The sequence below is a fragment of the Nocardia goodfellowii genome, from assembly GCF_017875645.1.
Lineage (GTDB): Bacteria > Actinomycetota > Actinomycetes > Mycobacteriales > Mycobacteriaceae > Nocardia > Nocardia goodfellowii.
In genome coordinates this window covers 3,057,740-3,070,514 of the sequence record NZ_JAGGMR010000001.1, presented here as the reverse complement: position 1 = coordinate 3,070,514, position 12,775 = coordinate 3,057,740, and the positions used below count along the sequence as shown (strand labels likewise).

The following is a 12,775-nucleotide window of genomic DNA, read 5'->3' as shown; positions in this document are numbered from 1 at the left end:
ATGACTCTTATCTAGATCATTCATGAATCGGGAGCTTGTCGTGGAGCTGCGCCAACTGGCATACTTTGTCGCGGTCTGTGAGGAACTGAGCTTCAGCAAGGCCGCGAGCCGCTGCTTCATTTCCCAGTCGGCGATCAGTCACCAGATCGCACGGCTCGAACGCGACCTCGGCGTGTCCCTGTTCGAGCGCACCACCAGGGCCGTTATCCCCACCGACGCGACCACTCGGCTACTTCCCCTGGCTAAGCAGATGCTCAGCCTGGAGTCTGCCATCCGCGCCACCGTGCGCACCACCGGGCCCCGAATCCGGTTGGCGGCCAACATGTCCTTCGCGACCCGCTCACTGTCGGCCATCGCGGGCACCCGTGCCGCGCACCCCGATGCCGAAATCGAATATGTGATCAAGCCGTTCCGCCAACGGATTACCGCCGTCGCGGACGGCGACTGTGATCTCGCTCTCATCCGTGGCAGTGTCGACCAGCCGGGGCTCGCGGTGGAACAACTCTGGGTCGAAGACCTCGTCATCGCGACGTCGAGCGGGCACCCCTTGGCCACCCGCGACACCGTCACCCTGGCCGATCTCAGCCCCTATCCGCTGCTGCTGCCGCCGGAGCAGGAACAGGTGCTGCTGCACAACATCATTCGCGCCGCGTTCGCCGAACTGCCCACCGGCCCCACCTACGGTCCGCCGATTCCGCCCGATCACACCGCGACCATGGAGTTGCTCAACCGTCCCGACGCCTGGACCGTGCTCTACGCCGAAAGCCCCACCGAAGGGCTGGTCGTGCTGAGACTCACCGAACATCGCCTGCGCATCCCGGTTTCGGCGGTCGTCCGCAGCGACGCGCGTCCGTCGTCCATCCTGTCGACGCTGCTCACCAACCTGCACCGCTGAACCAATGGGGTCTGAGAACGCTCAGCTCGCCAGCGCCCGCGCGACAGCGAGGTGCAGGCGCAGATCCGCTGGCTCCTCGTCCTGGACCGCCCAGACGATCTCCTCCATGGCCCGCATGGTCGCCCAGCCCCGGGCGCGCTCGGCATCGACCGCCAGGGCGGCGGCCGTGCGCGCGACGACCGAGCGGGCGTGCTCCGGCATCGGATCGCTCTGCACCTGAATCATGATGAGGAATCCGGCGTCGAAGGCAGCCTCGCCCAGGTAGGCCTTCGGATCGATCAGCAGCCACGGCTCCCGTTCGGCGGCAACGATATTGCCGAGGTGGGTGTCCCGGTTGACGACGAGCAGCGGACCGTCGGGCTCGGCGAGCCGCTCGCACCACTCGGACGCGGCATCTCGCAGCACGGGCGAAAGCACCCGTGCCACTTCCGGTTCCGGGTCGGTGAACATGCCGACCCACTGACGGACCATGTCCGCGGCCGCGGGCAGCGCTGGGTAGTCGGCGGGAATGCCGGTCGGCTCCCGCCGCAGTCGCCGGTACAGCCGGCAGGCCAGCTCGATCTTGCCGGTGTGCTCGGGGCGGCCCTCCAGACTGGGGAACCCGGGCTGTTCCAGCAGCGGAGTCCCCGGTCGCGCCCATTCCAGCAGCAGCGCACCGGTTTCCGGGTCGTACTCGTAGAGCCGCGCCGCCCCATCACCCTGATAACAGAACATTCCGGCGGCCTCGCCGATGTTTTCCTCGTCGACCACCGGAATCTTGAGCACCGCGACGCTGCCGTCGGCCCGTCGCACCGGGGCCACCCAGGAATGCGTGCCACCGCCGAAGGTTTCGCCGATCACCTCCAGACCCCAGGCCTCGCAACGGCTTCGAATCACATCCGGTAGATCGGCCAGCCACCGCTCACCACGCTCGGCGAAGACTTCACGGACGTTCTCGATGACCTCCACGGGCAGGCGCATGCCCCCAGCCTCTCACTATCCGGAAATGCCAACGGCCCCGGGCTCTTTCGAGCCCGGGACCGTTGCGTGCTATCGCGTATCAGCCCTTGTGGGTCTTGACCGCTTCGGTCAGCTGCGGGGCGACATTGAACAGGTCGCCCACGATGCCGTAGTCCGCGATCTCGAAGATCGGGGCTTCTTCGTCCTTGTTGACCGCGACGATGGTCTTCGAGGTCTGCATACCGGCGCGGTGCTGGATGGCGCCGGAGATGCCCAGGGCGATGTAGAGCTGCGGGGAGACCGTCTTACCGGTCTGACCGACCTGGAACTGGCCCGGGTAGTAGCCCGAGTCGACCGCGGCACGCGAGGCGCCGACGGCGGCGCCGAGCGAGTCGGCCAGCGCCTCGACGACCGCGAAGTTGTCGGCGGAACCGACACCGCGACCACCGGAGACGACGATGGTGGCCTCGGTGAGCTCGGGACGGTCGCCGCCCACGATCGGCTCCCGCGCGGTCACCTTGACGACGCCTTCTTCCTGCGCCGGCACCTCGACGGTGACCTTCTCGCCCGCACCGGCGGCCGGCTTCGCCTCGATGGCGCCCGGACGCACCGAGATCACCGGCACGTCGCCGGTGGCTTTGGCGTCGACGGTGAACGCGCCACCGAAGATGGAGTGCACGGCCGAGCCGTCGGCCTTGACGTCGATGACGTCGACCAGCAGACCGGAGCCGAGACGCGCGGCCAGACGACCGGACACCTCCTTGCCCTCGGCGCTGGCGGCCACGATCACGGCGGCCGGGGACACCGACTCGACCAGACCGGCGAGCACGTCGACCTTCGGGGTCACCAGGTAGTTGTCCACATCGTCGGACTCGGCGATGTAGATCTTGGCGGCGCCCGCGGCGGTCAGCGCGTCGGCCAGCTTCTCGCCGGTGCCGGCCGGGCCGGTGACGACGGCGGCCGGCTCACCCAGTGCGGCGGCGGCGGTGAGCAGTTCGGTGCTGACCTTCTTGATCGCACCGTCGGCGTGCTCGACGAGCACAAGTACTTCTGCCATTTGTGTTCTCCTGTGTCTGATTGGCAGTCTCGGGGCGGGCGATCAGATGATCTTCTGGCCGACGAGGTACTGGGCGATCTTGGTGCCGCCATCGCCTTCGTCGGCGATCTTCTCGCCGGCGGTGCGCGGGGGCTTCGGGGTGGCGGCGGTCACCACGGTGCCCGCGTTCGCGACGCCCACGGTCGACGGGTCGACGCCCAGGTCGGCCAGGGTGAGGGTCTGCACTTCCTTCTTCTTGGCGGCCATGATGCCCTTGAAGGAGGGGAAGCGCGGCTCGTTGATCTTCTCGTTGACCGAGACGATGGCCGGGAGCGAGGCCTCGAGCTTGAAGACGCCCTCGTCGGTCTCGCGCTCGCCGGTGATCTTGTCGCCGTCGACGGTCAGCTTGCGCAGGTGGGTCAGCTGCGGCAGGCCGAGGTACTCGGCGATGATCGCGGGGACCGCACCGGCACGGCCGTCGGTGGCCTCGTTACCGGCGATGACCAGCTCCACACCCTCGACCTGGCCCAGCGCGCTGGCCAGCACCCAGGCGGTCTGCACGGCGTCGGAGCCGTGGATCGCCGGATCGTTGATGTGGATGGCCTTGTCGGCGCCCATGGACAGCGCCTTGCGGATGGCCTCGGTGGCGCGATCCGGACCGGCGGCCAGCACGGTGACCTCGCCGCCCTGCGCCTCCTTGATCAGCAGCGCCTCTTCGACAGCGCGCTCGTTGATCTCGTCCAGGACGGCGTCGGCGGCTTCGCGGTCGAGGGTGTAGTCACCATCGGTCAGCTTGCGCTCGGACCAGGTGTCAGGAACCTGCTTGATGAGTACGACGATGTTCGGCATCGGTCTTCGTCGACCTCCTGTTCTGGGGGCGTGTATCCGGTGGCCGCACGAGCTGGGCCGTACGTCCAATTATTGAGCTCGGGCGTGACATTACCCTACGTTAAGTTACCCGTGGGTAACTTAGCCGCCTCACTCTTACAACTGTCCTCCCCGTGCCTGCCACCGCAACCCCCGGCCGCAGGTATCGGCCGTTTTGGGCTCGGCTAACGTCAGGTGGATGAGCGAGGCTGTGATCCCTGCCGCAGTATTTACCCACCCCGACCATCCCTCCCGGGCCGACCACGGCAGCGATGTCCCGGCTGATGCGGCCGTGGAACCACTGCCGCTGACCGGCGAACGCACCGTCCCCGGCATCGCGGAGGAGAACTACTGGTTCCGCAGGCACGAGATCGTCTACGCCCGCCTCCTGGAGCGTTGCACCGGAAAGACCGTGCTGGAAGCCGGATCCGGGGAAGGCTACGGCGCGGACATGATCGCCGGGGTGGCCGCGCAGGTGATCGGACTGGACTATGACAGCAGCGCCGTCGAGCACGTACGCGCGCGCTATCCCCGGGTGGAGATGATCCAGGGCAATCTCGCCGACCTGCCGCTGGAGGACGCCTCGGTCGACGTCGTGGTGAATTTCCAAGTCATCGAACACCTCTGGGACCAGAGCCAGTTCCTGCGCGAGTGCCTGCGAGTGCTGCGGCCCGGCGGCGAACTGCTGATCAGCACGCCGAACCGGATCACCTTCTCCCCCGGCCGGGATACGCCGCTCAATCCGTTCCACACTCGCGAACTCAATGCCGCCGAACTCACCGAACTGCTGGTCGACGCCGGATTCGAGGTCTCGGTGATGACCGGCGTGCACCACGGACCGGGCCTGAAAGCGCTGGACGCCAAGCACGGTGGATCGTTCATCGACGCGCAGATCGAGCGGGCGCTGGCCGGTGAGCCGTGGCCGGCCGAGCTGACCGCCGACGTCGCGGGCGTCACCATCGAGGATTTCGCGATCTTCCCCGAGGACATCGACGCCAGTCTCGACCTGCTCGCGATCGCGGTGAAACCGGCATGAGCGCGGCGCACCGGGCCGCAGCCCGGCCCTGCCCTGCCACAACGGGCGAGGTGGCGTGGTGACCGAGCAAGTGCCCGGTCAGTTCTCGCTGGTTCTGCACTCACATCTGCCGTGGCTGGCCCATCACGGGCGGTGGCCGGTCGGGGAGGAATGGCTGTACCAATCGTGGGCCGCCACTTACCTTCCCGTCGCCGAAGTGCTCAGAACCCTTGCCGCGGAGGGTCGTTCGCATCTGCTGAGCCTCGGCATCACCCCGGTGCTGGCGGCGCAGCTCGATGATCCGCACTGCCTCGCGGGGATGCACCACTGGCTGGGCAACTGGCAGCTGCGCGCCGACGAAGCCGCGATGGCGGGCAACGTCGCCCTCGGCCGCCACGAACACCGGCTTGCCGCAACAGCTTCGGCCGAGTTCGAGCAGCACTGGCGGCACGGGGCGGCGCCGGTGTGGCGGCAGCTCATCGACGCCGAGGCGATCGAACTGCTGGGTGGGCCGCTGGCCCATCCGTTTCAGCCGCTGCTGGATTCCCGGCTGCGCGAGTTCGAGCTCGCCGAGGGCTTGGCCGACGCGCGTCATCGGTGGGGTCACACTCCCGGCGGCATCTGGGCCCCGGAGTGTGGTTTCACGCCGGGCATGGAGGTCGAATACGACGCCGCCGGTGTGACGCATTTCATGGTCGACGGCCCCTCGCTGCGCGGTGACAGCAGCCTCGGGCGGCCGGTGCGGGACTCGGAGGTGGTGGCGTTCGGCCGCGATCTGCATGTCAGCTACCGGGTCTGGTCGCCGAAATCCGGCTATCCGGGGCACGGTGCGTACCGTGATTTCCATCACTATGACCACGCGACCGGACTCAAACCGGCGCGGGTCACCGGCAAAACGGTGGCGGGTCCGGACAAGGCTCCCTACGACCCGGAGCTCGCGGCCGCGGCCGTGGTCCGCGATGTCGACGATTTCGTGCAGACCGTGCGCGAACGGCTGATCGCCGAATCCGCGCGGATCGGCCGTCCGGCGCTGGTAGTGGCCGCTTTCGATACCGAACTGTTCGGGCACTGGTGGCACGAGGGACCGCAATGGCTGGCCCAGGTGCTGCGCAAACTGCCCGAGGCGGGCGTCCGCGTCGGCACCCTCGCCGACGCGCGGGCCGGCGGCTATGTCGGGGAGCCCGTCCAGCTGCCCGACTCGTCGTGGGGATCCGGCAAGGACTGGCGGGTGTGGGCCGGTGATCAAGTCCGTGACCTGGTGGAACTGAACGAAGACATCGTCCGGCTGACCCTCGACACCCTCGACAAGATGCGGGCCGCGGAAACCGGTCCGGCCCTGCGTGACCCGGTCGCCGACCAGTTGTTGCGCGAAGCGGTCCTCACCGTGCAGAGCGACTGGGCGTTCATGGTCTCCAAGGACTCCGCGGCCGGTTATGCCCGCGAACGCGCGCATCAGCACGCGCACGCCGTACGGGAATTGGCGGCCGCCGTGGGCGCGGGCCAACTCGCCAAAGCACACCGGTTGGCGGCAGGATGGGGTGCGGCCGACGGACTCTTCCCCGGACTCGATGCCAGACGACTCGGGAGACATGCGGGCAGCTCTGCGGAACCAGGCTCCGCTGCAGAAGGAATTACATGAAAATCTTGATGGTGTCGTGGGAGTACCCACCGGTTGTTGTCGGTGGGCTCGGCCGCCACGTGCATCACTTGGCTACCGAATTGGCCGCCGGCGGCCACGAAGTGGTCGTGCTCTCCCGCCGGCCCTCCGGCACCGACTCCTCGACCCATCCCACGCACTCCTTCGTCGCCGACGGCGTGCTGGTGGTGGCGGTCGCGGAGGACCCGCCGTCCTTCGACTTCGGCGAAGACATGCTCGCCTGGACGCTGGCCATGGGCCACGCCATGGTGCGCGCCGGGGTGGCGCTGGGCAAACCCGGTATCGGCGAGGGCTGGACCCCCGATGTGGTGCATGCCCACGACTGGCTGGTCGCGCATCCCGGCATCGCGCTGGCCGAGTACTACGACGTGCCGCTGGTCTCGACCATCCACGCCACCGAGGCCGGCCGGCACAGCGGCTGGGTCGCGGGCAAGGTCAACAAGCAGGTGCATTCCGTCGAATGGTGGCTGGCCAACGAATCCGACGCGTTGATCACCTGTTCGACGTCCATGCAGGACGAAGTGGAGCGGCTCTACGGTCCCGAACGCGTCCCCATGACGGTCATCCGCAACGGAATCGACGTGGGCGCCTGGACTTTCCGGCCGCGCGCGCCCCGCAGCGGTCCGCCCCGCCTGCTGTATGTCGGCCGCCTCGAATACGAGAAGGGCGTGCAGGACGCCATTGCCGCGCTGCCCCGCATCCGTCGCGCCCACCCCGGCACCACACTGACCGTCGCCGGTGTCGGCACCCAATTCGACTGGCTGCGGGAACGGGCCCGCGGGCACCGGGTCGCCCGCGCGGTCACCTTCACCGGCCAGCTCGATCATTCCGAACTCCTCGGCTGGCTGCACGGCGCCGACGCCATCGTGCTGCCCAGCCGCTACGAACCGTTCGGCATCGTCGCCCTGGAAGCCGCCGCCGCCGGAACCCCCCTGATCACTTCCACCGCAGGCGGTTTGGGTGAAGCCGTCATCGACGGCGTCACCGGCGCCTCGTTCGAGCCCGCCGACGTCAACGGTCTGGTCGACGCCGTCTGCGCCACCCTGGACGACCCCGCCGCCGCCCAATCTCGGGCCTACGCCGCCCGTGATCGCCTCACCGCGGACTTCGCCTGGGATGTCGTCGCCGCGGAAACCGCCCAGGTCTACCACTCCGCCAAACGCCGCGTCCGCAATCCGCTGGGACGTCCGACGATCGTGGAACGCCCACTGCCGGAACGGGATCCGAACAACCCGATCTGAGCATCCCCCTGCTACACCAGGCTTTCCAGCTTCTTGACGATGCGCTGGACGGTGAGCCAGGTGCGGGTGGTGATGTCTTTGCCGTAGGTCTTGTCCAGCCAGGACATGAAGTCGGGAGTCTTGCCCTGGTCGCTGTTGTCGATGATCCAGAGGAAGACGCGCGCCGCCTCGTCGTACCCGACGATCTGGACCAAGGGATCGGGCTGGTCGGGCAATCGTACGGGGGTGGGTGCGCCTTCTTTGAGGAAAGTGGCGGTGAGGTAGGTGCCGCGGCCGTGGGTGAGACCGGGGAAAGGGTCGCTGTCCAAGAGCTTTCGCAGCTCTTCGTGACTGCGGACGATGGTGCCGCCGCCGATGCCGAGCTCGGCGATCAGGGCCTGCTGGATGCGCTCCTCGAGCGCGGGCACATCGGATTCGTCGCTGTGGAACACGATATTGCCGCTGGCCAGGACGGACGCGACCTTCTCGAAGCCGAGCCGCTCGAAAACCGCGCGCAGTTTGTCGTTGGTCATGTTCGGGTTGCTGGGTGCGATCCCGCGCAGCAGCGCCGCGTATCCGGTCATGCGCCGACCGTACCCAACCCCACCGACGAACTAGGCCTGCTGGGTGACCCCGTTCTTCTTGCGTTCGATGTCCGCCAGCGCGGCAAGATATTTGGCGCGTTCCTCCGCGCCCGCCTCCCACGCGGCCTTCCGGTTCTTGACGACCTTCGCGGGCGCGCCGACCGCGATGCCGTAGTCCGGGATATCCCCCTTGACCACCGCGTGCGCGCCGAGCACACAGCCGCGCCCGACCCGGGTTTCGCGCAGCACCGTCACCTTGGCGGCGATCCAGGTGTCGGGGCCGATCCGGACGGGACTCTTCACGATGCCCTGATCCTTGATCGGCATGGTGATGTCGTCCATCCGGTGGTCGAAGTCGCAGATGTAGCACCAGTCGGCGACCAGGGTGGATTCACCGATCTCGATATCGAGGTAGGTGTTGACGACGTTGTCCTTGCCGAACACCACCTTGTCGCCGATCCGGAGCGAGCCTTCGTGGCAGCGGATGGCGTTGCCGTCACCGATGTGCACCCAGCGGCCGATTTCCATCCGGCCCAGCTCCGGGGTGGCGTGGATTTCCACCCGCTTGCCCAGGAACACCATGCCGCGCAGGACGATATGCGGGTTGGTCAGCTTGAACTTGAACAAGCGGTAGTACCGCACGAGATACCAGGGCGTGTACGCGCGGTTGGCAAGCACCCAGCGCAGCGAGGCCATCGTCAGAAATCGCGCCTGCTGCGGATCCCGGCGGCGTGAGCCCGCCCAGCGCGCGCGCAACGGTGCGCCCCACATGCTCGTCACGAACCGTCTCCTGTCGCGTTCCGCAGGGCAGAGATCCCGGCGCCGGCGACCGCTTGCGGGTCGCTCGAAAAGGTCAGCTTGTCCATCGGCTGACAGCTTAGTGGGGTGCGGGCCGAGGTCCATCGGCTACCGACTACTCTTGCGTGCGGCCATCGACCCGAGGGGAGAAAACCAGGTGCGTACGCGATCCCGGATGCATGCGATGGCCGTGCTCGCGGCCATCGGAGCGGTGACGGTGGCCGGTTGCGGTACCGACATCGACGACATCGAGGTCGGCACCGGAGCGGGCTGGCCCGCCGCGCACCACGACGGCCGCAACGCCGGCGTCACCTCGGTCGCCGGAGCCCGGAAGATGGCGCTGAGCTGGACTCGCCCGGTCGGCGGCCCGATCCAGGAACCCGTCGCGATCGGCCCCAAGGGGCAGATGTTCCTCACCACCCGCACCCCGAACAACTGCGCCCTGCTCTCGCTCCAGATGCCCACCGGCCGCAAGCGTTTCTGTAATCAGCTGGGCCCCAACGCGATCAGCTCCCCCTCGGTGGTCGACGGCGCCGCCAATGTCTATACCGGCGACGACGGCGCGGTGAACTCGCTGAACTACCTCGGTCAGCCGCGGTGGCGCACTCCGGTTTCCGGCGTGCCGGTCTCGGTGCAGTTCACCGGTGACGGGCACCTGCTGACCGTCACCCAGTCCGGGCAGGTCGATGTGCTCAGCCGCCAGACCGGCGCGCGCGTGGTCTCCACCGTGCAGTTGCTCGGCGAACCCGATTTTCTCGCGCATCCGGGGCTGACCCGCCCGGCATCCGGCCAGGGCCTGGAGGATTGCGCCACCGGCGGCCCATACTGCTCGGTCGCCAATATCTCCGCCGTCGACGCGGGCAGCGGCCGCTTCTATCTGACCCTGTGGAAGCCCGGCTCGCCGACCGCCGCGCTGGTCGCGATGCGCTACCACGACAACAAGATTCAGCGGGAGTGGAGCGCGGAGATGCTGTCCGGCGGCAGCGCCACCAGCCCCACCCTGTCCGCGGACGGCAAAACCGTCTACGTCGGCGACAACAGCAACCGGTTGCTCGCGGTCGACACCGCGGACGGCCGCACCAAATGGGTGCACAATCTGGAATGGGCTCCCCGGTACGGCATTTCGGTGTCCGACGAGGGCGTGATCATCCCCGCGGGCGACAACGGCTACCTGGTGGCGCTGCGAGACAAGGGCGAGACCGCCGAAATCGTCTGGGAGCGTAAAGACCTTGTGCTGCGCGGGACGCCGGTGCAGACCGCGGGCGGGATCGGTTACACCACCGCCGCGATCGGCGACGGACTCAACCTCATCACCTTCGACACCACCACCGGCGCGACCGAGGATTCGGATCCGTTGCCGGGGGCCAAGGGCAGCACCACCGGCACCTCGGTCGGAGCCGAGGGCGAGGTCGTCGTAGCGACCCGGATCGGCGAGGTCTTCACCTTCGAGCCGGAGCACTGAGACCGGTTCCGGACGACCGGGGTGGCATCCGGTGCGCGGTGCACAGGAATGCCGTGCCGGTGCGGCCGATCCGAGTGATGACCAGCGTATAAGGTTGTGCGCCACGGAGTTTCAAGCGTTTGCGCAGGGCGTCCGGATCGATGTCGATGCCGCGGACCAGAATCTCCAGCGAGCCGCAATCCCGGCGGGCCAGTTCTCGGCGCAGCGATTTCTCCCGCAGTTCCAGGCGGTCGACAACGCGGAAACCGCGCACTCCGTCGGGGACGCGGTCGCCGGTCAAATAGGCGATCTGCGGATCCAGTTGCCACAGACCGTGTTTCGCGGCGTAGTGGCGGACCAGGCCCGCGCGGACGATCGCGCCGTCCGGGTCGACGATCCATTCGCCGGGTTCGCGTTCGGGGATGTCCTCGGGGTCGGCGTCGGTGAGCACGACAGGTTCGCCGGTGGCCGACAAGACGGTGGCGCGGCGGGTCACCCCTGCTTCGGCCAGTCCGGGCGACCAGAGGCAGGCTTCGCGCACCGCGCCGTCGAGCGAGACCACTTCGATCTCACCCGCCCAGTCCAAGCTGTCGAAATCCAGTCCCGGAGCACACTTCACGGCGAGATCACGGCCGGCATAGGCGGCCAGCAGATCGGGCAGCGGAGGTTGCAGCTTGGCCGAATCGTGAGTTCGGCGACCGTCCGCGCGGCGGGCCGGATCCGCGATGACGACGGTGTCCCGGCTGACCGGTACCAGTGCATCCGCTTTGGCCACCAGTACGCCGGCGGCTCCCGGCCCGGTGCGGGCGTGGCGCACATTGTGGGCGGCCATCGACAGCCGGACGTCGTCGAGGTCGCTGCCGATCACCGCCGGGCAGACCCGCGCCAGCTCGGCCAGCTCCGCACCGATGGAACAGGTCACGTCGTGTACGGCGCGACCAGCCAGCCGCGCGGCCCGCGCCCGCGCCACCAGAGACGGTGTCGCCTGCTGCAACGCGTCATCGGTGAACAGCCACTGCCCCGCACCGAGGAGCTTGGCGGTTGCCTTGCGGCGCAACCGAATCGTGTCGATCAACGCCGCCGCGAAAGACCCGTGGTCGCGGCGCACCCGCTCGATATCACGCAGCTGCGTCGCGGGGGTGAGCTCCAGCCGGTCCACCTCCGCCAGTGCGGCGATACCTGCCGCACCGGTCAGGAAGGCGACGTCGTCGCGGCTGAAGCGATATCCCACTATTCGGCGGCGCCCGGCTTCACGCCGGTGATCATCGCGTTGTAGAAGAACTGGCGCGGCACAACGTGCTTGAGCACCTTCTCGTCCAGCTTGCTCAGCGCCAGCCAAGCCTTGTACTGGGCCATCCGGTAGCGGATGGTCAGCTTCTCGTCGGGCACGGCGGCCTCGAAGGTGCGCACCGGCCAGCCCCACAGGGCGGCGGCGAACTCCTCGGTGGTGGCCTTGACCTCGACCGCGCCGGCCGAGGACGCCATCGCCTCGAGCTCGCGCGGATCGAAGGTGTGCAGGTCGACGACGGCCTCCAGCGCCGCGGCGCGCGAGGACTCGTCGAGTTCGGTCTGCGGCCGCCGCCAGCCGGACAGGAACGGCAGCTTGGTGATCTCGGTGGTGACCTTCCAGGTGGCCTGACCGAGCCGGCGCGCGTAACGGTTGCCGATGGTGGTCGGCTCGCCCGCGAAGACGAAGCGTCCGCCCGGCTTGAGCACCCGCAGGCACTCCTTCAGCGCTAGCTCCACGTCGGGGATGTGGTGCAGCACGGCGTGGCCGCAGACCAGGTCGAAGGTGTCGTCCTCGTACGGAATGGTCTCGGCGTCGGCGACCCGGCCGTCCACATCCAGGCCGAGGTGGTCGGCGTTGCGCAGCGCGACCTTGACCATGCCCGGGGACAGATCGGTGACCGAGCCGGACTTGGCGACGCCACCCTGCATCAGGTTCAGCAGGAAGAAGCCGGTACCGCAACCCAGCTCGAGCGCCTTGTCGTAGGGCAGCGGAGCGGGGCCCACCGCGGCGTCGAACCGGCCGCGGGCGTATTCGATACAGCGCTCGTCATAGGAAATGGACCATTTGTCGTCGTAGGTCTCGGCTTCCCAGTCGTGGTAGAGGACCTGGGCGAGCTTCGTATCCTTGAGCGCTGCTTCGACCTCCGCCTCGGTGGCGTGCGGGTTCGGCGCGGGGTCGTCGGGGCGTACCGTCATGGTCGGGTAGCCTACCCAAATCCCCAGATGAGGCCAGCAATCGGGCCACCGATCGAGATCGATCTGGACATCCGGCCTGATTGAAACGTGTTCCTATCTGCGGGTCTGCGTGCGCGTA

Annotated in this window: 12 protein-coding genes; 5 read left to right on the top strand and 7 right to left on the bottom strand. The window is 68.1% G+C overall.

The features are described 5' to 3' along the window. Positions 1-40: 40 nt before the first annotated feature. Positions 41-895: a LysR family transcriptional regulator gene (locus tag BJ987_RS13795; RefSeq protein ID WP_209889173.1), complete on the top strand. Its 855-nt coding sequence runs from the start codon at positions 41-43 to the stop codon at positions 893-895. Between the two features lie 21 nt (positions 896-916). Here BJ987_RS13795 and BJ987_RS13790 read toward each other — a convergent pair whose 3' ends face one another. The 3 genes from BJ987_RS13790 to BJ987_RS13780 form a co-directional block, all read right to left on the bottom strand. Then, positions 917-1,855 carry an aminoglycoside phosphotransferase family protein gene (locus BJ987_RS13790; protein ID WP_209889170.1) on the bottom strand — a complete coding sequence of 313 codons (939 nt, stop codon included), beginning with the start codon at positions 1,853-1,855 and terminating at the stop codon, positions 917-919. A gap of 79 nt (positions 1,856-1,934) precedes the next feature. After that, the gene (locus tag BJ987_RS13785; RefSeq protein ID WP_209889167.1) at positions 1,935-2,891 is read right to left on the bottom strand and encodes an electron transfer flavoprotein subunit alpha/FixB family protein; all 957 of its coding nucleotides are present in this window, start codon (positions 2,889-2,891) and stop codon (positions 1,935-1,937) included. Positions 2,892-2,933: 42 nt separating this feature from the next. After that, positions 2,934-3,719, bottom strand: a complete 786-nt coding sequence (locus tag BJ987_RS13780) for an electron transfer flavoprotein subunit beta/FixA family protein (RefSeq protein WP_209889165.1) — start codon at positions 3,717-3,719, stop codon at positions 2,934-2,936. 217 nt (positions 3,720-3,936) lie between these two features. On the opposite strand from BJ987_RS13780, the gene BJ987_RS13775 reads away from it, so the two are divergent. The 3 genes from BJ987_RS13775 to BJ987_RS13765 are packed head-to-tail and all read left to right on the top strand — an operon-like array spanning position 3,937 to position 7,650. Next, the gene (locus BJ987_RS13775) at positions 3,937-4,773 is read left to right on the top strand and encodes a class I SAM-dependent methyltransferase (protein WP_209889162.1); all 837 of its coding nucleotides are present in this window, start codon (positions 3,937-3,939) and stop codon (positions 4,771-4,773) included. Positions 4,774-4,831: 58 nt separating this feature from the next. Further along, positions 4,832-6,391, top strand: coding sequence for a 1,4-alpha-glucan branching protein domain-containing protein (locus BJ987_RS13770; protein WP_209889158.1), 1,560 nt, complete (start codon positions 4,832-4,834; stop codon positions 6,389-6,391). After that, positions 6,388-7,650, top strand: a complete 1,263-nt coding sequence (locus BJ987_RS13765) for a glycosyltransferase family 4 protein (protein ID WP_209889155.1) — start codon at positions 6,388-6,390, stop codon at positions 7,648-7,650. Before BJ987_RS13770 ends, BJ987_RS13765 begins: the two co-directional genes overlap by 4 nt. Before the next feature lie 11 nt (positions 7,651-7,661). On the opposite strand, the gene BJ987_RS13760 is transcribed toward BJ987_RS13765, so the two are convergent. Continuing rightward, positions 7,662-8,213, bottom strand: coding sequence for a DUF1697 domain-containing protein (locus tag BJ987_RS13760; protein WP_209889152.1), 552 nt, complete (start codon positions 8,211-8,213; stop codon positions 7,662-7,664). A 30-nt stretch (positions 8,214-8,243) separates the two neighbouring features. After that, positions 8,244-8,993 carry an acyltransferase gene (locus tag BJ987_RS13755; RefSeq protein ID WP_209889149.1) on the bottom strand — a complete coding sequence of 250 codons (750 nt, stop codon included), beginning with the start codon at positions 8,991-8,993 and terminating at the stop codon, positions 8,244-8,246. A gap of 175 nt (positions 8,994-9,168) precedes the next feature. Here BJ987_RS13755 and BJ987_RS13750 point away from each other — a divergent pair, with 175 nt between their 5' ends. Beyond that, positions 9,169-10,473, top strand: a complete 1,305-nt coding sequence (locus tag BJ987_RS13750) for an outer membrane protein assembly factor BamB family protein (RefSeq protein ID WP_307869598.1) — start codon at positions 9,169-9,171, stop codon at positions 10,471-10,473. Here BJ987_RS13750 and BJ987_RS13745 read toward each other — a convergent pair. Both BJ987_RS13745 and BJ987_RS13740 read right to left on the bottom strand, forming a co-directional pair. Next, on the bottom strand, positions 10,451-11,683 hold the full coding sequence (locus tag BJ987_RS13745) for a THUMP-like domain-containing protein (RefSeq protein ID WP_209889147.1): 1,233 nt from the start codon (positions 11,681-11,683) through the stop codon (positions 10,451-10,453). The two genes, BJ987_RS13750 and BJ987_RS13745, sit on opposite strands and share 23 nt — an antisense overlap. Then, on the bottom strand, positions 11,683-12,657 hold the full coding sequence (locus tag BJ987_RS13740; protein WP_209889145.1) for a class I SAM-dependent methyltransferase: 975 nt from the start codon (positions 12,655-12,657) through the stop codon (positions 11,683-11,685). Before BJ987_RS13740 ends, BJ987_RS13745 begins: the two co-directional genes overlap by 1 nt. Between the last annotated feature and the right edge of the window lie 118 nt (positions 12,658-12,775).

Coding starts and splice junctions, on each gene's coding strand:
- BJ987_RS13780 (WP_209889165.1), bottom strand. CDS start 3,719: ATGCCGAACATCGTCGTACTCATCAAGCAGGTTCCTGACACCTGGTCC.
- BJ987_RS13760 (WP_209889152.1), bottom strand. CDS start 8,213: ATGACCGGATACGCGGCGCTGCTGCGCGGGATCGCACCCAGCAACCCG.
- BJ987_RS13740 (WP_209889145.1), bottom strand. CDS start 12,657: ATGACGGTACGCCCCGACGACCCCGCGCCGAACCCGCACGCCACCGAG.
- BJ987_RS13765 (WP_209889155.1), top strand. CDS start 6,388: ATGAAAATCTTGATGGTGTCGTGGGAGTACCCACCGGTTGTTGTCGGT.
- BJ987_RS13790 (WP_209889170.1), bottom strand. CDS start 1,855: ATGCGCCTGCCCGTGGAGGTCATCGAGAACGTCCGTGAAGTCTTCGCC.
- BJ987_RS13775 (WP_209889162.1), top strand. CDS start 3,937: ATGAGCGAGGCTGTGATCCCTGCCGCAGTATTTACCCACCCCGACCAT.
- BJ987_RS13785 (WP_209889167.1), bottom strand. CDS start 2,891: ATGGCAGAAGTACTTGTGCTCGTCGAGCACGCCGACGGTGCGATCAAG.